Consider the following 20,031-nt stretch of genomic DNA (forward strand, 5'->3'; position numbering starts at 1 on the left):
ATGAAAACGGCCTCCCTCGGGAGGCCGTTGTCGTTTCTAGCGCCTCTGCAACTTGCGCCGTCGCCATTGGCGGGCGACCCACCAACGCCAATAGAGCATGGTCAGGCAATAGGCCAGGGCCCCCAGTACCAGGCCGGCCACCACCGAACCCAGGAGGAAGGGTTGCCACAGGGTGGACAACTGGCCGCTGATCCACTCCCAGGTAAGGCTGTCGGGCAGGGTGCGTGGCGGTACGTTCATCAGCCAGGCTCCTAGCTGATAGGTGCAGAAGAACACCGGCGGCATGGTGATCGGGTTGGTCAGCCACACCAGGCTGACGCTGATGGGCATATTGCCCCGCAGCCAGATGGCCAGCACTGCGGCGAGAAGCATCTGCATCGGGATCGGGATGAAGGCGGCGAACAGGCCCACGGCCATGGCCCGGGCCACCGAGTGCCGGTTGAGGTGCCAGAGGTTGGCGTCATGCAGCAGGGTACCGAGAAAGCGTAAGGACTTGTGTTCGCGGATGCTGCTGGGATCTGGCATGTAGCGTCGGAATAAGCGCCGGGGCATAAGGCTTCTCGGTCGGGTCAAGCGGCAATTATGACCGGATTGTAACTAGGGCAAATTCAGACATTGTGACAAATGATAAAGCCGCCTCCCGACATTCTTGGCTAATCCCAGGGTAGGGATTGTCATGGATGGAGTGGCGAATGCGCACAGGGATGCTGGGGTTGGCCGCGGGGCTTCTGGCACTGGGTTTCCTGCCAGCCTTGCCGCCCGCCTGGTGGTTGTGGCCGATGGGGATACTGGCATTGATGATGCTGCCGTTTCGTACACATCCGGTGGCATTTTTCCTGTTCGGCCTGGCTTGGGCGTGCACGTGCGCGCAATGGGCGCTTGATGACCGCCTGGCCTCGCGACTGGATGGGCAGACCCGTTGGCTGGAGGGGAGGGTCGTCGGTTTGCCGGAGAGCGGAACAGGGGTAGTACGTTTCGAGGTGCAGGATGCCCAGGCCCGGCGTGATCGGTTGCCAAGGCGAATGCGCCTGAGCTGGCGTGATGGGCCGCAGGTCAGAAGTGGCGAGCGCTGGCGCCTGGCGGTGACCTTGCGGCGCCCGGCGGGCCTGCTCAATCTGCAGGGTTTCGACTACGAAGCCTGGTTGCTGGCCAGGCGGATTGGCGCCACCGGTACGATCAAGGACGGCCAGCTACTGGCTGCGGCCCGTGGTGCCTGGCGTGATGGCTTGCGCCAGCGGTTATTGGCCGTCGAGGCCCATGGGCGTGCCGGAGGGCTGGCTGCTCTGGTGATGGGGGACGGTTCCGGGTTGGCGCGTGAGGATTGGCAGCTGCTGCAGGACACTGGCACCGTGCACTTGATGGTGATCTCCGGGCAGCACATCAGCCTGTTGGCCGGGGTGGTTTACCTGGCCGTGGCGGGATTGGCACGTCATGGCGCGTGGCCCGAGCGTTGGCCCTGGCTGCCCTGGGCTTGTGCCCTGGCATTCCTCGCGGCCCTGGGTTATGGGCTGCTGGCCGGGTTCGACGTGCCCGTCCAGCGCTCTTGTGTGATGGTGGCGCTGGTCCTGCTCTGGCGCTTGCGCTTTCGTCACCTGGGGACCTGGTGGCCGTTGTTGCTGGCGCTTGATGCGGTCTTGCTGTTCGAACCCCTGGCCAGCCTGCAACCGGGGTTCTGGTTGTCGTTCGCCGCGGTGGCGATCCTGGTCTTCACCTTCGCTGGGCGCCTGGGGACATGGCGCTGGTGGCAAAGCTGGAGCCGCGCCCAGTGGTTGGTGGCCATCGGCCTCTTGCCATCGCTACTGGCCCTGGGCCTGCCCATCAGCCTCAGTGGTCCAGTGGCCAATCTGCTGGCCGTTCCCTGGATCAGTTTTCTAGTACTGCCGCCAGCCTTGTTGGGGTGCCTGCTGTTGCCCGTGCCCTATCTGGGAGAGGGAATGCTGTGGCTGGCCGGTGGGTTGCTCGACGGGTTGTTTCGTTGGCTGGAGGTGGTGGCCCGATGGTCCCCGGCTTGGATGGCACCCCTGCTTCCCTGGTGGCTCTGGGTCTTGTCCTGCCTGGGTGCTGGCTTGTTGCTGTTGCCTGCTGGTACACCGTTGCGGATTTTCGGCTGGCCCTTGTTGTTGCTGGTGGCCTGGCCACCGCCGCAGCGGGTGCCCTATGGCCAGGCCGAGGTCTGGCAGCTGGATGTGGGGCAGGGATTGTCATTCATCCTGCGTACCAGGGAGCGCGCGATGCTGTATGACGCCGGCGCCCGCAGCGGTGATTTCGACCTGGGGGAGCGAGTGGTGGTGCCGACCTTGCATCGGCTGGCCATCCGGCAACTGGACCTGATGCTGCTCAGCCATGCCGATAACGATCACGCCGGAGGTGCCCTGGCGGTGCAGCGGGCGTTGCCGGTGCACCTGGTACGCAGTGGCGAGCCCCGGGAGTTGCCGGCGGCCCTGCAAGCCACACCTTGTGAGTCCGGAGTGAGCTGGCAATGGGATGGCGTGCGTTTCAGCCAATGGCAATGGGCCCAAGCCCGTGATGGCAACCAGGCATCCTGCGTGCTGTTGGTCGAGGCGAATGGAGAGCGCCTGCTGCTCACCGGCGATATCGACGTCCAGGCCGAAAGAGCCTTTCTAGACAGTCCGCTGGGGGTGCCTGTGCATTGGCTGCAAGCGCCTCACCACGGTAGCCGGACCTCGTCGTCCAGGGCCTTGTTGCAGCGCCTGGCCCCTGGCGCGGTGCTGATCTCCCGGGGGCGTGGCAATGCCTATGGCCATCCCCACCCGCAAGTGGTGGCGCGTTATCGACGCCAGGGCGTGATCATCTACGACAGCGCCGAGCAGGGGGCACTGAAGCTGCAACTGGGGGCCTTCAGCAAGCCATACAGCGTGCGGGAGCAGCGGCGTTTCTGGCGTGCTCCACCGGCAATGCCTTAAATAACCGTGGGTTATTAAAGCCTCTGAACATGCGACATCACGGTCTTCGGTGCGTCCAGCCCCTATGTTAGAGTGGCGCACTTTTTCGAGGGGGCTGTCACTGTGTGGGAATTGGTCAAATCCGGCGGCTGGATGATGTTGCCGATCATTCTGAGTTCCATCGCTGCCGTGGGCATCATTGCCGAGCGCTTGTGGACCCTGCGAGCCAGCCGTGTCACACCGCCCCATCTGCTGGGCCAGGTCTGGCGCTGGATCAAGGACAAGCAGCTGAACAAGGACAAGCTCAAGGAGTTGCGCGCCGACTCGCCACTGGGTGAGATCCTGGCCGCAGGCCTGGCCAACTCCAAGCATGGCCGCGAGATCATGAAGGAATGCATCGAGGAGGCGGCTGCCCGGGTCATCCACGAGCTGGAGCGCTACCTCAATGCCCTCGGCACCATCGCCGCCATGGCGCCTTTGCTGGGCCTGCTGGGTACGGTACTGGGGATGATCGATATCTTCAGTTCGTTCATGGGCTCGGGCATGACCACCAACGCCCATGTACTGGCGGGGGGGATTTCCAAGGCGCTGATCACTACGGCGGCCGGCCTGATGGTGGGTATTCCGTCGGTGTTCTTCCATCGCTTCCTGCAACGCCGGGTCGATGAGTTGGTGGTGGGCATGGAGCAGGAGGCGATCAAGCTGGTCGAGGTGATCCAGGGCGACCGCGATGTCGACCTGGCCGAGGACAAAGCGTGAAGTTCCGTCGCAAACCCCGGGAAACCGTGGATATCAACCTCGCGTCGCTGATCGACGTGGTGTTCATCCTGCTGTTGTTCTTCGTCGTGACCACCACCTTCACCCGGGAAACCGAACTGCGTGTCGACTTGCCGGAGGCGGTCAGCGGTTCGCCCGCCGAGGACCAGCAGGTCAAGCAACTGGATATCGCCATCAGTGCCGATGGCGTGTTCTCGGTGAACAACCAGGTGCTGCCCAAGAGTGACCTGGCGAGCCTGATCGATGCATTGCAGAAGGAGTCCGGTGGCGACACCAACCTGCCGCTGTCCATCAGTGCCGACGGCAAGACCCAGCACCAGGCGGTGATCACCGCCATGGACGCCGCTGGCAAGCTCGGTTTCAGCCACTTGCGCATGACTACCGTCGAGGCGGCAACGGCACCCTGATGGCATTTTCCGATCGTCTGTTGGCCGCCTGGTACCAGGGCCATCCCGCGTTGAAACTGTTGCAGCCCCTGGAATGGCTGTATCGCCGTGTCGTGGTGGGCAAGCGCCAGCGCTTCCTGGCGGGCCAGGGCGAGATCTACCAGCCGCCGGTGCCCTTGGTGGTGGTGGGTAATATCACCGTCGGCGGCACTGGCAAGACGCCCTTGATCCTGTGGCTGGTGGAGCATTGCCAGCGCCTGGGCCTGCGGGTTGGGGTCGTCAGCCGTGGGTATGGGGCCAAGCCGCCGCACCTGCCATGGCGCGTCGATGCCCAGGACAGCGCCGAGGTGGCTGGCGACGAGCCGTTGTTGATCGTCCAGCGCTGTGGCGTGCCATTGATGATCGATCCTGATCGCAGTCGCGCGGTGCAGGCCTTGCTGGCCGCGGAACCGCTGGACCTGATTCTGTCCGATGATGGCCTGCAACACTACCGCCTGGCCCGGGACCTGGAGCTGGTGCTGATCGACGCTGCCCGTGGTTTGGGCAATCGCCGTTGCCTGCCGGCCGGGCCGCTGCGTGAGCCGGTGGAGCGCCTGCACAGCGTCGATGCACTGTTGTACAACGGCGCCAGCGATGATCGCGACGATGGTTTCGCCTTTCAGCTCCAGCCCTCGGCACTGGTCAACCTGCAAAGCGGCGAGCGTCGCGGCGTTGAGCATTTTGCCCCGGGGCAGGCCGTGCATGCGGTAGCGGGCATCGGCAACCCCCAGCGTTTCTTCAATACCCTTGAAACGCTACACTGGCGACCTGTTCCCCATGCATTTGCCGACCACGCCCAATTCAGTGCGCAGGCCCTGGCTTTCAGCCCGCCATTGCCGTTGGTCATGACTGAAAAAGACGCGGTCAAATGCCGCGGCTTCGCGGCTGCCGACTGGTGGTACCTGGCGGTGGACGCGGTGCCATCGCCGGCTTTCGTCGCCTGGTTCGATACCCAGTTGATGCGCCTGCTGCCCGATCGCCTATTGCCTTAACCGCTTTTATCCAGGGAAACCCTCATGGACACCAAACTGCTCGACATCCTGGCCTGCCCGATCTGCAAAGGCCCTCTCAAACTCAGCGCCGACAAGACCGAGCTGATCAGCAAGGGAGCCGGCCTGGCCTACCCGATTCGCGATGGCATTCCGGTCATGCTGGAGAGCGAAGCTCGCACCCTGACCGCCGAGGAGCGCCTGGAGAAATGACCAGCGCCTTCACCGTCGTTATCCCGGCACGTTTTGCTTCCACCCGCCTGCCAGGCAAACCGCTGCAACTGATCGCCGGCAAGCCGATGATCCAGTGGGTCTGGGAGCAGGCCAGCAAGAGTCGCGCCGAGCGTGTGGTCGTGGCCACTGACGATCAGCGCATCGTCGACGCTTGCCGGGGCTTTGGTGCCGAGGCGCTGCTGACCCGTGAAGACCACAACTCCGGTACTGATCGCCTGGCGGAAGTCGCCAGCCAACTGGGCCTGGCGGCAGACGCCATCGTAGTCAACGTCCAGGGCGACGAGCCGCTGATCCCGCCGGCGGTGATCGACCAGGTAGCCGCCAACCTGGCTGGCCATCCCGAAGCGCGCATGGCCACCTTGGCCGAGCCGATCGAGGATGCACAGACCCTGTTCAACCCCAATGTGGTCAAGGTGGTCAGCGACCTCAATGGCCTGGCTTTGACCTTCAGCCGTTCGACCTTGCCCTGGGCTCGGGACGCCTTTGCCCGCAATCGCGACGAGCTGCCGGCCGGCGTGCCTTATCGCCGCCATATCGGCATCTACGCGTACCGGGCTGGCTTCCTTCACGACTTCGTCAGCTGGGGGCCTTGCTGGTTGGAGAATACCGAGTCCCTGGAGCAGCTGCGGGCCCTGTGGCACGGCGTGCGGATTCATGTAGCCGATGCCCTCGAAGCACCGCCCACCGGCGTGGATACCGCAGAAGACCTGGAGCGCGTCCGGCGCTTGCTGGAGGCTTGATGCAGGTCCTTTTCGTCTGCCTGGGCAATATCTGCCGTTCGCCCACCGCCGAAGGCGTGTTGCGCCACAAGTTGCGCGAGGCCGGCCTTGCAGAGCAGGTGCAGGTCGCATCCGCCGGTACCAGCGACTGGCATGTCGGCAAGGCGCCGGACACCCGTAGCCAACGGGCGGCGCTGCAGCGTGGCTATGACCTGTCGGCACAACGGGCGCAGCAGGTCGGCAGCGCCGACTTCTCGCGCTATGACCTGATCCTCGCCATGGATCACAGCAACCTGCGCAATCTCAAGGCCTTGCAGCCTGCTTTGGGCAAGGCTGAGCTGGACCTGTTCCTGCGGCGCTACGAGGCGGTGCGCGACGAGGTGCCAGACCCATACTACGACGGGGAAAAGGGCTTCGAGGAAGTGCTGGACCTGATCGAGGCGGCCTGCGATCGCCTGGTGATCGAATTGAAGGGGCGGTTATGAGCCTGCATGTCCAGTCCGATGTATCCCTCAAGCCGTTCAACAGCTTCGGGGTCGAGGTCAAGGCCCAGTTGTTCGCCCAGGCCCACGACGATGCAGATGTCCGTGAGGCGCTGGCCTATAGCCGTGAGCACCAGGTGCCACTGTTGGTGATCGGCGGTGGCAGCAATCTGCTGCTGACCCAGGATATCCAGGCCCTGGTGCTGCGCATGGCCAGCCGTGGCATCCGCCTGCTCAGCGATGACGGGCAGCGGGTGGTGGTAGAGGCCGAGGCAGGGGAGACCTGGCATCCCTTTGTTCAGTGGACGCTGGAGCAGGGGTTGTCCGGGTTGGAGAACCTCAGTCTGATCCCCGGTACCGTCGGTGCCGCGCCAATGCAGAACATCGGTGCCTACGGCGTCGAGATCAAGGATGTATTCGCCGGCCTCACGGCGCTCGACCGGCAGACCGGGGAGCTGCGGGACTTCGACCTGGAGCAATGCCAGTTCGCCTATCGCGACAGCCTGTTCAAGCGTGAGGCCGGTCGCTGGTTGATCCTGCGGGTGCGCTTTGCCCTGAGTCGGGCCGGGCATTTGCACCTGGAGTACGGTCCGGTGCGCCAGCGCTTGAGCGAGCAGGGGGTCGAGCAGCCCGATGCCCGTGATGTCAGTCGTGCGATCTGCAGCATCCGCAGCGAGAAGCTGCCTGATCCGGCGGTGCTGGGGAACGCGGGCAGTTTCTTCAAGAATCCGGTGGTACCGGCAGGGCTGGCGGAGCAGATCCGCCAGGCTCACCCGGGGTTGGTGGGTTATCCACAGGCGGACGGGCAGGTGAAGCTGGCTGCCGGCTGGTTGATCGAGCAAGCGGGCTGGAAGGGCTTTCGCGAAGCCGACGCCGGAGTTCATCGCCTGCAATCCCTGGTACTGGTCAACTATGGCAGCGCCACGGGGCAGCAGCTGTTGGAGCTGGCACGGCGGATTCAACGAGATATCGCCGAGCGCTTCCAGGTCGAGCTGGAGATGGAGCCCAATCTCTACTAAGTGCGGCTGGCGCTATTGCCAGCCATGATCACAAGGCCTTGCCCGGCTGACGTTCGGGCAAGGCTTTTTTTTTAATTAGGGCTTAACTTAGCAGGCTAAGAATGTGCTTTTGTTATCCCTGAAAGGCCCGTTGAAGCCCTGTCTTCATAAGAGAGCCCGATTAGCCTGAGCCGATCTGCGTGCCCCGCGATCGCGGTGCCGCGCGACAGATGGCTCGACCCCATCACCCTACAGAATGCGGGCGTGCCCATGATTACCCTTAAGCTCAATGGTCAAGATCACCCCCTGGACGTCACCGAGGACATGCCCCTGTTATGGGCCATTCGCGATGTGATCGGCTATAGCGGTACCAAGTTCGGCTGCGGCATGGGCCTGTGCGGCGCCTGTACCATCCATATCGATGGTGATCCGGCACGCAGTTGCATTACCCCCGTAGGCTCGGTCCTGGGCAAGAATGTCAGCACCATCGACAACCTGCACAATGACCCGGTAGGTAAGGTGGTTCAGCAAGCCTGGCTCGATACTGCGGTGGCCCAGTGCGGTTACTGCCAGGGTGGCCAGATCATGTCTGCGACTGCGCTGCTCAAGACCCATCCCAATCCCAGCGATGAACAGATCGAAGAAGCGATGCTCGGTAATATCTGTCGCTGCGGTACCTACAATCGGATCAAGACCGCGATCCGCCAGGCCTCCACTCACTTGCAGGAGGCCAAGGCATGAACCGCTTGCCTAGTGATTTCACACTGAACAACCTCAGTCGCCGGGGGTTCCTCAAGGGCGTGGGCGCCACCGGTGCCCTGGTGCTGGCTGCTAGCTGGGGTTGGCAGGATGCGTTTGCCGAGGACAAGAAGTTCGGTGCCGAAGGCATGCCCCATGGCTGGGTCGACGATCCCAAGGTCTATGTCAGCATCGACGCCGACGGTACGGTGACGGTGATCTGCAATCGCTCGGAAATGGGCCAGGGCGTGCGCACCAGTCTGAGCATGGTGGTGGCTGATGAGCTGGAGGCCGATTGGGCCCGGGTCAAGGTCAAGCAGGCGCCAGGTGACGAAGCGCGCTATGGCAATCAGGACACCGATGGTTCGCGCAGCATGCGCCATTGGTTCGAGCCCATGCGCCGTTGTGGCGCCGCCGCGCGGACCATGCTGGAGCAGGCGGCTGCCGCGCAGTGGCAAGTGCCACTGGCGGAATGCCGGGCGCAGCTGCACAAGGTGGTCCACCAGCCCAGCGGGCGGGAGCTGGGCTATGGCGACCTGGCTGTGGCTGCCGGGGCCCTGGCGGTACCGGCGCGGGACAGCTTGCGCCTGAAGACGGCGTCGCAGTTTCGGTACATCGGCAAGGAAGCGACCCGGGCGATCGATGGCGAGGACATCGTCAATGGCCGTGCGGTGTACGGCGCCGACGTGCACTTCGAAGGCATGCTCTTCGCTACGGTGGCGCGGCCGCCAGTGTATGGCGGCAAGGTCAAGTCCGTGGACGACAGCGCTGCACTGAAAGTACCGGGTGTGATCAAGGTAATCCCCATCGACAGTCGCCCATTGCCTTCGGAGTTCCAGCCTTTGGGCGGAGTGGCGGTGGTGGCGAGCAATACCTGGGCGGCGATCAAGGGGCGCGATGCCTTGAAGATCGAATGGGATGATGGGGCCAACGCCAGCTACAACTCCATCGAGTATCGCAAGGAGCTGGAAGCGGCCGCGCAGAAGCCGGGCAAGGTGGTGCGCAGCACCGGCGATATCGATGGGGCCCTGGGTGGCGCCGACAGCAGCCTGGAGGCTACCTATTACTTGCCACACCTGGCCCAGGCACCCATGGAGCCGATGGTGGCGGTGGCGCGTTTCCAGGAGGGGCGCTGCGAAGCCTGGGCGCCGAGCCAGGCACCACAGGTGACCCGTGAGCGGATTGCCGAGCGCCTGGGCATCGGTTTCGATCAGGTCACGGTGAACGTGACATTGCTGGGTGGTGGTTTCGGCCGCAAGTCCAAGCCCGACTTCATTCTCGAGGCGGCGGTCCTGGCCAAGGCTTTTCCCGGCAAGGCGGTACGGGTGCAATGGACTCGTGAGGACGACATCCACCACTCGTACTTCCATACCGTGTCGGCCGAGTACCTCAAGGCCGGGCTGAACAAGGACGGCATGCCCGCGGGTTGGCTGCATCGCACCGTGGCACCGAGCATCACCGCGTTGTTCGCCCCGGGCATGAACCATGAGGCGGCCTTCGAACTGGGCATGGGTTTCACCAACATGGCCTATGCGATCCCCAATGTGCGACTGGAGAACCCGGAGGCGGCGGCCCATACCCGGGTTGGCTGGTATCGCTCGGTCTCGAACATTCCCCACGGTTTCGCGATCCAGAGTTTTGTTGATGAGCTGGCCCACAAGGCCGGCGAGGATCCGTTGAAGTATCAGCTGCGGTTGCTGGGGCCGGATCGGAAGATCGATCCGCGGACCTTGAGCGAGGAGTGGAACTACGGCGAGTCCCCCGAGCGCTACCCCATCGATACCGGGCGCCTGCGTACGGTACTGGAAACCGCGGCGAAAGCCGCTGGCTGGGGCCGTGAGTTGCCCAAGGGGCGTGGCCTGGGGCTGGCGGTGCACTACAGCTTCGTGACTTATGTGGCGGCGGTGATCGAGGTGGAGGTCAAGGCGGATGGCACCTTGATTGTGCACAAGGCCGACATTGCCGTGGATTGTGGTCCGCAGATCAATCCTGAGCGCATCCGCTCGCAGTTCGAAGGGGCCTGCGTCATGGGGCTGGGCAATGCGGTGCTGGGGGAAATCAGCTTCAAGGATGGCAAGGTCCAGCAGGACAATTTCCATATGTACGAAGTGGCGCGCATGTCCCTGGCGCCCCGGGAGGTCCAGGTGCATCTGGTGACGCCACCTGGCGAGGTGCCGCTGGGCGGTGTGGGGGAACCCGGCGTGCCACCGATTGCCCCGGCGTTGTGCAACGCGATCTTCGCCGCCACTGGCAAGCGTATCCGTAGCCTGCCGGTGCGTTACCAGTTGCAGGGCTGGCAACAGGCGAGCGCTTGATGGACAGCGTCGACCTGAATGTCCTGCGTAGCGTCCTGGAGTGGCGGCGTGCCGGGCACGCGGTAGTGCTGTACAGCGTGGTCCAGACTTGGGGCAGTGCGCCGCGACCGCCCGGGGCCATGTTGGCCCTGCGCGACGATGGCGTGGTGATCGGCTCGGTGTCCGGTGGCTGCATCGAGGACGACCTGATCACTCGCCTGGGAGATGGGCGCCTGCTGCCGGATGGGCCACCGGTGCAACTGGTGACCTATGGCGTGACCCTGGAGGAGGCGGCGCGTTTCGGCTTGCCCTGCGGGGGAACCTTGCGCCTGACCGAGGAGCGGGTTGGGGATCCGGCCTGGGTCGCCGAGCTGCTCGAACGTTGCCAGGCGCACCAGATCGTGGCCAGGGAGCTGGACCTGCGCACTGGAGAGGTGCTGCTCAAAGCGGCGAGTCGCAGTGATGAACTGGCGTTTGATGGGGTGATCCTGCGAGCAATCTATGGGCCGCGCTGGCGCTTGTTGCTGATCGGTGCCGGGCAACTGTCACGCTATGTGGCGCAGATGGCGCGCCTGCTGGATTTCGAAGTACTGATCTGCGATCCGCGCCAGGAGTTTGTACACGGTTGGGAAGCACAGGATGGGCGGTTCGTCGCAGGAATGCCTGACGATGCCGTGCTGAGCATCGAGCCCGACGAGCGCACGGCGGTGGTGGCCCTGACCCATGATCCGCGCCTGGATGACATGGCGTTGCTGACGGCACTGGACTCCCGGGCATTTTATGTGGGCGCCCTGGGGTCCCGGGCCAACAGCCAGAAACGCCGGGACAACCTGGCGTTGCTGGGCCTGTCGGCGCAGTCCATCGAGCGCTTGCACGGACCTGTCGGGTTGCACATCGGCAGCCACACACCGGCAGAGATTGCCTTGTCGCTGCTGGCGGAAATCGTTGCGCTCAAGAATGGCGTCGAGCTGTTGCAGAAGAAGCTGCCGGCGCGGGTGGTGGAGACGGTGAAGTGAACGAGCGGCCCTGTGCAATCATCCTGGCGGCGGGGCAGGGCACGCGCTTTCGTCAGATGGCCGGAGCTGAGAAGGACAAGTTGCTGGCGCCGTGCCGTGGTCGTGACGGGGTAATGCGTCCCGTATTGGAACAGGTGCTGGTGAATGTGCCGGTGCAGGTTGAGCGACGAGTGCTGGTGACCACGCCGGATCGACCGCAGGTGGTGGAACTGGCGCATGCCTACGGTTGCCAGGTGCTGTTGCTGGAGTCCATGGGGATGGGGCATAGCCTGGCTGTGGCAGTGGCTGCTTGTGCCGATGCCAATGGTTGGATGATCTGGTTGGGGGATATGCCCTTTATCCTGCCCGATACTGCTGGCCAGCTGATCGATGCATTGACCGAGGAGAGCATCAGTGTTCCGCGTCTAGGGGCCGAGCTTGGTCATCCGGTGGGGTTTGGTCGATCTTATGGCAACGCGTTGCGGGGACTGTCCGGTGATCGTGGTGCTCGCCCTCTGTTCGCTTCGGGCCAAGTGGTCGAGGTGCCGGTGACGGATCCTGGGGTGACCTGGGATGTGGACTTGCCGGAGGCGCTGTTCTATCGAGGTGGTTAAATGATGCAGGCATGAAAAAGCCCCGCCCGGTTACCCGGGCGGGGCTTTTTCATTGGCCGGTGGAATCAGGCGAGGGGTTTAGGCTCGTGCTGCTCTTTCTCGGCATGTGCAACGTGCTCGACAGCGCGAGGTGCTTCCTCGTCTGTTGGGGCAGGCTGCTCGATCGCAGGCTCGGCTACCGGAGTCGCCTCAACGACCTCGACAGCTTGTGGTGCCGTCTCGATCACGGCTGGCGCTTCTACCGGAGCAGGCTCGGCAGTCACTTCGGCTTCAGTCGAAGCGGTAGCGGCGGCCAGTTCGGCTTCCTTCTGCAGGCGCTCGGCTTCACGCTTGCGGCGACGCACTTCACGTGGGTCGTTCGGGGCGCGGCCGTTGCTGGTCAGGGCGCTGGCTGGGGTAGCCTCAACCACTGGAGCTGGTGCTTCGACAGCTACGGGGGCTGCAACCGGAGCTGGCTCCTCGACTTGAGCTGGCTGCTGGGCAACCACGGGCTGTTCGACGACTACCGGTTCGGCCACCGGAGCTGGTGCCGGGGCTTCCTGGGCAGGCTCGATGGCCTTTTCTTCAACCACTGGCTGGGCGATCGGTTCGGCTACCGGCTGTTCGGCGACCACTGGCTGGGCTTGGACTACCACGGCAGGCTCGGTGACCACTTCAACCTTTGGCTGCTCTTCGACTACTGGAGCCACTTCGACCGCTGGGGCTGCTGGAGCTTCTACCGGGGTGGTGGCTTCAACTACTGGTGCTTCAGGGGCTTTTTCTTCCACGGCAGCAGTCGCACGCTCGGCTTGCTGGTGAGCCTCGGCTTCGGCGCTGGCACTGATGGTGGTGCTGGCAACGGCGGCGGTGACCGCAAGACCGGCAGCCAGGTCGTCGCTGCTTGGCTCTTCGGTATTTTCTTCCGAGCCTTCGATCACGTTGCCGTTGGCATCACGCTGGCGCTCGCGACGATTGCTGCGACGGCGCTGGCCGCGGGAACGACGGCGTGGACGCTCGCCATCGGCGTTGTCCTGGCCTTCTTCCTGCAGTTGCTCTTCGTTCGGCAGCACTTCTTCTTCGCTGGCAGCCGCGGCTTGAGCCTGCTCAGTGCGTGGCTGGCGTTCTTCGCGTGGCTGGCGTGGCTGGCGCTCTTCACGAGGCTGGCGGGCCGGACGTTCTTCGGCAACCACGGCGGCGGTTGCGGCAGCTACCGCTGGAGCAGCGTCCAGTGGCTCGCGCAGTTCGCGCACACGCTCTTCACGCTCGCCGCGTGGCTTGCGTTCTTCACGTGGGGGGCGCGGCTGGCGTTCTTCACGCGGAGCACGTGGCTGGCGCTCTTCACGAGCGGTGGTTGGCGCTTCCTCGCGGGCTTCGCGCAGTTCACGTGGCTGGCGTTCTTCGCGTGGGGCGCGTTCTTCACGTGGAGCACGCTCTTCGCGAGGCTTGCGCTCTTCATCGCGACGACCGTTGCGATTGCGGCTCTGCTGGCGACCGTTGCGACGCTCTTCGTTGCGGGCAGGTCGCTCGGTTACCGGCTTCTCGACTACAGCTGGAGCTACTGGCTCTTCCTTGGTCGCGAACAGGCTGACCAGGGACTTGACCAGGCCTTTGAACAGGCTTGGCTCGGCGACTGGGGCTGGAGCGGCGACCGGGGCCGCGGCTTCGGTTGGAACCGGGGCGTTGGCGCGGGCCGGAGCCGTCTTCACTGCGGCTTCCTGGCGGACCAGGGTGCGGGTCGCGGCGGCTGGTTGAACCTCCTCGGCCTCGGCAGCGGCAGCGGCGATCTCGTAGCTGGACTGGTTGGTGTTGGCATCCGGGTTGTCATCGCGCAGGCGCTGAACTTCGAAGTGCGGCGTCTCGAGATGGTCGTTCGGCAGGATGACGATACGGGCCCGGGTACGCAGTTCGATCTTGGTGATCGAGTTGCGTTTTTCATTGAGCAGGAAGGCGGCAACCGGAATTGGCACTTGAGCGCGGACTTCGGCGGTGCGGTCCTTCAGGGCTTCTTCTTCGATCAGGCGCAGGATCGCCAGGGACAGGGACTCGACGTCACGGATGATGCCGGTGCCGCTGCAGCGTGGGCAGACGATGCCGCTGCTTTCGCCCAGGGATGGACGCAGGCGTTGGCGGGACATCTCCAGCAGGCCGAAGCGCGAAATGCGGCCGATCTGCACGCGGGCACGGTCGGCTTCCAGGCATTCGCGGACTTTTTCTTCCACGGCACGCTGGTTCTTGGCTGGGGTCATGTCGATGAAGTCGATGACGATCAGGCCACCGATGTCACGCAGGCGCAGTTGGCGAGCGATTTCTTCCGCTGCTTCCAGGTTGGTCTGCAGGGCGGTTTCTTCGATGTCGCTGCCTTTGGTGGCGCGAGCCGAGTTGATGTCGATGGACACCAGGGCTTCAGTCGGGTCGATGACGATGGAGCCGCCGGAAGGCAGTTCGACCACGCGCTGGAAGGCGGTCTCGATCTGGCTTTCGATCTGGAAGCGATTGAACAGCGGTACGCTGTCTTCGTACAGCTTGATCTTGCTGGCGTATTGCGGCATCACCTGGCGGATGAAGGTCAGGGCTTCGTCCTGGGCTTCGACGCTGTCGATCAGCACTTCGCCGATGTCCTGGCGCAGGTAGTCGCGGATCGCGCGGATGATGACGTTGCTTTCCTGGTAGATCAGGAATGGTGCGGAACGGTCCTGGGACGCTTCCTTGATAGCGGTCCAGAGTTGCAGTAGGTAGTCCAGGTCCCACTGCATTTCTTCGCTGCTGCGACCCAGGCCGGCGGTGCGGACGATCAGGCCCATGTCGGCAGGAGCCACCAGGCCGTTCAGCGCTTCGCGCAGTTCGTTGCGCTCTTCACCTTCGATGCGGCGGGAGATGCCACCTGCCCGTGGGTTGTTCGGCATCAGGACCAGGTAGCGACCGGCCAGGCTGATGAAGGTGGTGAGGGCAGCGCCCTTGTTGCCACGCTCTTCTTTCTCGACCTGGACGATGACTTCCTGGCCTTCGCTCAGCACGTCCTTGATATTGACGCGGCCTTCGGGGGCTTTCTTGAAGTATTCGCGGGAGATTTCTTTGAGGGGCAGGAAGCCATGGCGCTCAGAGCCGAAGTCGACAAAGGCAGCCTCGAGGCTAGGTTCGATGCGAGTGATACGGCCTTTATAGATGTTGGCTTTTTTCTGCTCGCGAGCACCGGACTCGATGTCCAGGTCGTAGAGGCGCTGGCCATCTACCAGGGCAACACGCAACTCTTCGGGTTGAGTTGCGTTAATCAGCATTCTTTTCATGTAGTACCGTCGGTTTCCGGGCTGCCGGAAACGGCGTTCGGCACACACGACTTCTCACGGTCGGTGTCAGGTGCGTCAGGAGTGGGTGACCACTCGAGTGTCTAGCGAGGTCCGTCCCGTCAGTGACTGGGACGAAGTCGCGACTCACGCGTCCTGCTTGCTGTGGTGACTAAGGCACCGCTTAAGCAAAAGTCTGTCAGGAGGAGGAATCAACCGATAACTGTGGACGGGATGAAGCGTCTTGATAAAGCCTAATGCTACACAGTCCGACGGTTGTGCATCTCCACCCTACACGTATCCCTGATAATTCGGGTGCTGCCGCGCGCAGAATCTGCAGCGGGTTGGCATTTACCGTGAGCTCCGAAGGGGAGATCACGCATTATGGCTAAGGCGTTGTTTCCGCAGTTCTTGCTCGGAGGTTTCAGTTGCTGACTGCACTTTGTGAACTGGCCGTTAATCGCTGCGTAGAAGGCGAGTTAGCACTCTGCTTTCTAGGGTTTCAGGCCTCATGTCACCTGCGCTTGTTACAGCGTCCAACTCTTCCGTTATATAGCGAGAGCTGCGTAGGACGGCCTTGCGTCCTTATGAATTGCGTTGGTCAGGGCCGGCTGTTTGCCGCTCTTCCTCTGTCCAGCCGCTTTTGGCGGCGTTCGCGACTATAGCAGTAATCATTAAGTGCTTCAAATCCATAAAAATTGTTATTATCCGCCCCATGACGACTACTGCCCCCTCGACCCCAGGCGTCCAAATGCTTGAGGTCTCGCCGGAATATGCCGGCCAACGTATTGACAATTTTCTTCTCGCTCGACTCAAAGGCGTGCCTAAGACCTTGATCTACCGCATTTTGCGCAAAGGCGAAGTGCGAGTGAACAAGGGGCGAATCAAGCCTGAGTACAAGTTGCAGGAAGGGGACATCGTGCGCGTGCCACCGGTGCGCGTGCCTGAGCGCGACGAGCCGGTGCCCCTGGCCCAAGGGCTGTTGCAACGCCTTGAAGCGGCGATCGTCTTCGAGGACAAGGCGCTGATTGTGATCAACAAGCCCGCTGGCATTGCCGTACATGGCGGTAGTGGCCTGAACTTCGGGGTGATCGAAGCCTTTCGTCAGTTGCGTCCGGATGCCAAGGAGCTTGAGCTGGTGCATCGGCTCGATCGTGATACCTCCGGCCTGCTGATGATCGCTAAGAAGCGCAGCATGTTGCGCCACTTGCATGCTGCATTGCGTGGCGATGGCGTGGACAAGCGCTACATGGCGCTGGTCCGTGGGCATTGGGCTACTAGCCTGAAGCAGGTGCGTGCACCGCTGCTCAAGAGCAACCTGCGTTCCGGGGAGCGCATGGTGGAGGTCAATGAGGAGGGCAAGGAGGCCTTGACGGTATTCAAGGTCCTGCGTCGTTTCGGTGATTTTGCCACCATGGTCGAAGCCAAGCCGGTAACCGGTCGTACTCACCAGATTCGTGTACATACGCTGCATGCCGGGCACTGCATCGCCGGTGACAGCAAGTACGGCGACGACGACTTCACTCGGGAAATCCGTGACCTGGGCGGCAAGCGACTGTTCCTGCATGCCTACATGCTGACGGTACCGCTACCCGACGGTGGCGAATTGAAGTTGCAGGCCCCGGTGGACGAGATGTGGGCCAAGACCGTGGAGCGCCTGAGTGCACCCTGATTACCAACTGCTGATCTTCGATTGGGATGGCACCCTGGCGGACTCCATCGGTCGGATTGTCGAGTCGATGCATGTGTCCGCTGATCGTTCTGGTTTTCCCCGGTGTGATGATTCGGCCGTCAAGGGCATCATCGGGCTGGGTTTGCCAGAGGCGATCCGGACGCTGTATCCCGAGATCGATGACAGGCAGTTGATGGTCTTTCGCCAGCACTACGCTGATCACTACATCGCGCTTGATGCAGAGCCTTCGCCGCTGTTTGCCGGGGTCGTTCAGTCGCTCGAGGCCTTGCGGGTCGAGGGGTATCGGCTGGCTGTCGCGACCGGCAAGGCGCGACGCGGCCTGGATCGGGTGCTGAAAGCCCATGGCTGGGAAGGGTACTTCGATATCACCCGGGCTGCCGATGAGACGGCCAGCAAGCCGCATCCGCTGATGCTGGAGGAAATCCTTGCTCATTGTGGTGTGGGGCCGCGCCAGGCTTTGATGGTCGGCGATTCGTCCTTTGACCTGTTGATGGCGCGCAATGCTGGTATGGACTCGGTTGCTGTGAGCTATGGTGCCCAGCCTATCGAGGCGTTGCAGGCGCTTGAGCCGCGCCTATCCATCGATCATTTTCCTCAGTTGCACGCCTGGCTTGGCCAGGGTGCCGGTTAATTTGTTGTTGGGGTGTTACGCATGACCGACGAATGGAAAGCACCAAACGGCTCCAGTGCAGAAGGTGTCGATGACAAGAGTTGGAAGCTGTTGGAGAAAACCTTGCTGGCTGGTGTCCAGGAGCAGCGTCGCTCACGACGCTGGGGGATTTTTTTCAAGTTGCTGACCTTCGTGTACCTGATCTTGGCGTTGGCATTGTTCACGCCGCTGATGAGCATGGAAAAAAATGCTGCCCGTGGCGGCAGCTATACCGCGGTGATCGATGTGGTTGGCGTGATCGCGGACAAGGAGTCCGCCAGTGCGGACAATATTGTCGGTAGCCTGCGCAATGCGTTTGACGACCCCAAGGTCAAGGGGATCGTCCTGCGGATCAACAGTCCTGGCGGCAGTCCGGTCCAGTCCGGTTATGTCTATGATGAAATCCGTCGATTGCGTGCGCTGCATAAGGACACCAAGGTCTATGCGGTCATTTCCGATCTGGGGGCTTCTGGCGCTTACTACATTGCCAGTGCTGCTGATCAGATCTATGCCGATAAGGCCAGTCTGGTGGGCTCGATCGGAGTGACAGCGGCCGGTTATGGTTTTGTCGGGACCATGGAGAAGCTGGGGGTCGAGCGTCGAACCTATACCTCTGGCGAGCATAAGTCGTTCCTCGATCCGTTCCAGCCGCAAAAGCCTGAAGAGACCCAGTTCTGGCAGGGGGTGCTGGACACCACTCATCGCCAGTTCATTGCCAGCGTCAAGCAGGGGCGGGGTGAGCGTCTCAAGGACAAGGAGCATCCCGAGCTGTTCTCTGGCTTGGTGTGGTCGGGGGAGCAGGCTCTGCAGTTGGGGTTGATCGATGGTTTGGGGAGTACCAGTTCGGTTGCGCGCGATGTGATCGGCGAAAAAGAACTGGTGGACTTCACCGTCCAGGAGTCGCCGCTCGATCGTTTCTCCAAGAGGCTCGGTACCAGCATGGCTGAGCGGATCGCGATGTGGATGGGCTTTCAGGGGCCGGTCTTGCGCTGATCTTGGGTGTTGAATGAAAGCCGGCTTGAATGCCGGCTTTTTGCTGTCTGGTCAGGGGATTTCCACACCTTCGGCCAGCAGCATGTCTATCAGGCGGATCAATGGCAGGCCTATCAGGCTGGTAGCGTCGCAGCCTTCGGTGCTTTGAAAGAGGCTCACTCCGAGGCCTTCGGCCTTGAAGCTGCCGGCACAGTCAAACGGCTGTTCGGCGTGCAGGTAGCGTTCGATGCGCTGGCTGTTGAGTTGACGCATGTTGACTTTGAGGGGGATGCAGTCCACCTGGCATTGGCCGGTCTGGCTGTTCAGTAGGGCGAGCCCGGTCAGGAAGGTCACGCTCTTGCCGCTGGCATCCAGGAGTTGCTGGCGGGCCTTGGCGAAAGTATGGGGCTTGCCGATGATTCTCTCGCCCAGCACGGCGACCTGGTCCGAGCCGATGATCAGGTGCGTCGGATGGCTGCTGGCAAGTGCCCGGGCCTTTTCCTCGGCCAGGCGCTTGACCAGCTCCGTGGCACTCTCGTTTGGGCGATGGCTTTCGTCGATGTCCGGGGAAGCGCAGGTGAAGGGGAGTTGCAGGCGGGACAGTAGTTCCCGGCGGTAGGTCGAGCTTGAGGCGAGTAATAAAGGCAGCATGCACATCTCCTGGACAGGCCGGAGATTCTAGCCGGGCGGACAAGTGACGGACAGGGCTGAATTTCCTTTGACATGGCTGGGGGCATCCCTATAATGCTGCGCCTATGTTGAATGACCCGATTCCATCTCACGTTGACCCGCGCAAATTGGCTGATCGTGGCACTACCCTTGAGGGTGAGGTGCTGCTGGCCGATTTGGAGAGACTCTGCGACCCGCTTTCCGACAACGTCGGTACGGTGCAGGCCAAATTCGTTTTCGAGCGCGACGAGCGTAAGTCTGTGGTTATCCACAGTTCTATCGACGTCGAAGTCAAAATGGTTTGCCAGCGTTGTCTTGAGCTGGTCACCCTGCCGATCCACAGCGAATGCAGTTACGCGGTGGTGAAAGAGGGTGCAAATACCCAGTCGTTGCCGAAAGGTTATGACGTGCTGGAACTGGGCGAGGATCCTTTGGATCTGCAGGCGTTGATCGAGGAAGAGCTTTTGCTTGCCCTGCCAATCGTGCCTGCTCATCATCCGGAAGAATGCCAGCAGCCGGACGGGCTCGACGAGCCCGAGCCGAGCGAGGACGAGGTAACGCGGTCCAACCCGTTCAGTGTATTGGCGCAGTTAAAGCGTGACCCAAACGTTTAGGAGTTA

At 62.5% G+C, this 20,031-nt stretch carries 19 protein-coding genes; 16 read left to right on the forward strand and 3 right to left on the reverse strand.

Annotation, left to right across the window (positions count from 1 at the left end; genetic code table 11):
• Nucleotides 1-36: 36 nt before the first annotated feature.
• Nucleotides 37-552, reverse strand: coding sequence for a DUF2062 domain-containing protein (locus C4K39_RS09065; protein ID WP_124346166.1), 516 nt, complete (start codon nt 550-552; stop codon nt 37-39).
• 140 nt (nt 553-692) lie between these two features.
• On the opposite strand from C4K39_RS09065, the gene C4K39_RS09070 reads away from it, so the two are divergent.
• The 12 genes from C4K39_RS09070 (at nt 693) to C4K39_RS09125 (ending at nt 12,168) form a co-directional block, all read left to right on the forward strand.
• Nucleotides 693-2,924 (forward strand): DNA internalization-related competence protein ComEC/Rec2, encoded by a 2,232-nt coding sequence (locus tag C4K39_RS09070; protein ID WP_124346167.1) that lies wholly within the window; start codon nt 693-695, stop codon nt 2,922-2,924.
• Nucleotides 2,925-3,026: 102 nt separating this feature from the next.
• Nucleotides 3,027-3,662: a MotA/TolQ/ExbB proton channel family protein gene (locus C4K39_RS09075; protein ID WP_068577997.1), complete on the forward strand. Its 636-nt coding sequence runs from the start codon at nt 3,027-3,029 to the stop codon at nt 3,660-3,662.
• The gene (locus C4K39_RS09080) at nt 3,659-4,087 is read left to right on the forward strand and encodes an ExbD/TolR family protein (RefSeq protein WP_068577995.1); all 429 of its coding nucleotides are present in this window, start codon (nt 3,659-3,661) and stop codon (nt 4,085-4,087) included. Before C4K39_RS09075 ends, C4K39_RS09080 begins: the two co-directional genes overlap by 4 nt.
• Nucleotides 4,087-5,097 (forward strand): tetraacyldisaccharide 4'-kinase, encoded by a 1,011-nt coding sequence (gene lpxK, locus C4K39_RS09085; RefSeq protein WP_124346168.1) that lies wholly within the window; start codon nt 4,087-4,089, stop codon nt 5,095-5,097. Before C4K39_RS09080 ends, lpxK begins: the two co-directional genes overlap by 1 nt.
• A gap of 24 nt (nt 5,098-5,121) precedes the next feature.
• The gene (locus tag C4K39_RS09090) at nt 5,122-5,307 is read left to right on the forward strand and encodes a Trm112 family protein (protein ID WP_056836870.1); all 186 of its coding nucleotides are present in this window, start codon (nt 5,122-5,124) and stop codon (nt 5,305-5,307) included.
• Nucleotides 5,304-6,068, forward strand: a complete 765-nt coding sequence (kdsB, locus tag C4K39_RS09095; protein WP_124346169.1) for a 3-deoxy-manno-octulosonate cytidylyltransferase — start codon at nt 5,304-5,306, stop codon at nt 6,066-6,068. The genes C4K39_RS09090 and kdsB overlap by 4 nt, the downstream gene beginning before the upstream one ends.
• The gene (locus C4K39_RS09100; RefSeq protein WP_068577989.1) at nt 6,068-6,532 is read left to right on the forward strand and encodes a low molecular weight protein-tyrosine-phosphatase; all 465 of its coding nucleotides are present in this window, start codon (nt 6,068-6,070) and stop codon (nt 6,530-6,532) included. The genes kdsB and C4K39_RS09100 overlap by 1 nt, the downstream gene beginning before the upstream one ends.
• Nucleotides 6,529-7,548, forward strand: coding sequence for a UDP-N-acetylmuramate dehydrogenase (murB, locus tag C4K39_RS09105; RefSeq protein WP_068577987.1), 1,020 nt, complete (start codon nt 6,529-6,531; stop codon nt 7,546-7,548). The genes C4K39_RS09100 and murB overlap by 4 nt, the downstream gene beginning before the upstream one ends.
• Before the next feature lie 249 nt (nt 7,549-7,797).
• The gene (locus C4K39_RS09110; protein WP_068577985.1) at nt 7,798-8,268 is read left to right on the forward strand and encodes a (2Fe-2S)-binding protein; all 471 of its coding nucleotides are present in this window, start codon (nt 7,798-7,800) and stop codon (nt 8,266-8,268) included.
• Nucleotides 8,265-10,580 (forward strand): xanthine dehydrogenase family protein molybdopterin-binding subunit, encoded by a 2,316-nt coding sequence (locus C4K39_RS09115; RefSeq protein WP_124346170.1) that lies wholly within the window; start codon nt 8,265-8,267, stop codon nt 10,578-10,580. The genes C4K39_RS09110 and C4K39_RS09115 overlap by 4 nt, the downstream gene beginning before the upstream one ends.
• Entirely contained in the window at nt 10,580-11,575 is a 996-nt protein-coding gene (locus C4K39_RS09120; protein ID WP_068577981.1) for an XdhC family protein, read from the forward strand. Before C4K39_RS09115 ends, C4K39_RS09120 begins: the two co-directional genes overlap by 1 nt.
• A complete protein-coding gene (locus C4K39_RS09125) occupies nt 11,572-12,168 on the forward strand; it encodes a nucleotidyltransferase family protein (protein ID WP_068577979.1) in 597 nt (198 codons plus the stop codon). The genes C4K39_RS09120 and C4K39_RS09125 overlap by 4 nt, the downstream gene beginning before the upstream one ends.
• Before the next feature lie 65 nt (nt 12,169-12,233).
• Here the strand turns inward: C4K39_RS09125 and rne are convergent, their stop codons facing one another.
• A complete protein-coding gene (gene rne / locus C4K39_RS09130; protein WP_124346171.1) occupies nt 12,234-15,431 on the reverse strand; it encodes a ribonuclease E in 3,198 nt (1,065 codons plus the stop codon).
• Nucleotides 15,432-16,143: 712 nt separating this feature from the next.
• Here rne and rluC point away from each other — a divergent pair.
• Genes rluC through sppA form a run of 3 tightly spaced genes read left to right on the forward strand, consistent with a single transcriptional unit; the run spans nt 16,144 to nt 18,763 of the window.
• Nucleotides 16,144-17,100 (forward strand): 23S rRNA pseudouridine(955/2504/2580) synthase RluC, encoded by a 957-nt coding sequence (rluC, locus tag C4K39_RS09140; protein ID WP_068577974.1) that lies wholly within the window; start codon nt 16,144-16,146, stop codon nt 17,098-17,100.
• A complete protein-coding gene (locus tag C4K39_RS09145; RefSeq protein WP_124346173.1) occupies nt 17,090-17,752 on the forward strand; it encodes an HAD-IA family hydrolase in 663 nt (220 codons plus the stop codon). The genes rluC and C4K39_RS09145 overlap by 11 nt, the downstream gene beginning before the upstream one ends.
• A gap of 21 nt (nt 17,753-17,773) precedes the next feature.
• Nucleotides 17,774-18,763, forward strand: coding sequence for a signal peptide peptidase SppA (gene sppA, locus C4K39_RS09150; protein WP_124346174.1), 990 nt, complete (start codon nt 17,774-17,776; stop codon nt 18,761-18,763).
• A gap of 51 nt (nt 18,764-18,814) precedes the next feature.
• Here the strand turns inward: sppA and C4K39_RS09155 are convergent, their stop codons facing one another.
• Nucleotides 18,815-19,393 carry a Maf family protein gene (locus C4K39_RS09155; RefSeq protein WP_124346175.1) on the reverse strand — a complete coding sequence of 193 codons (579 nt, stop codon included), beginning with the start codon at nt 19,391-19,393 and terminating at the stop codon, nt 18,815-18,817.
• A gap of 104 nt (nt 19,394-19,497) precedes the next feature.
• Here C4K39_RS09155 and C4K39_RS09160 point away from each other — a divergent pair, with 104 nt between their 5' ends.
• The gene (locus C4K39_RS09160) at nt 19,498-20,025 is read left to right on the forward strand and encodes a YceD family protein (protein ID WP_068577967.1); all 528 of its coding nucleotides are present in this window, start codon (nt 19,498-19,500) and stop codon (nt 20,023-20,025) included.
• Nucleotides 20,026-20,031: the final 6 nt, after the last annotated feature.

It is taken from the genome of Pseudomonas sessilinigenes, from assembly GCF_003850565.1.
GTDB classification, from domain to species: Bacteria; Pseudomonadota; Gammaproteobacteria; order Pseudomonadales; family Pseudomonadaceae; genus Aquipseudomonas; species Aquipseudomonas sessilinigenes.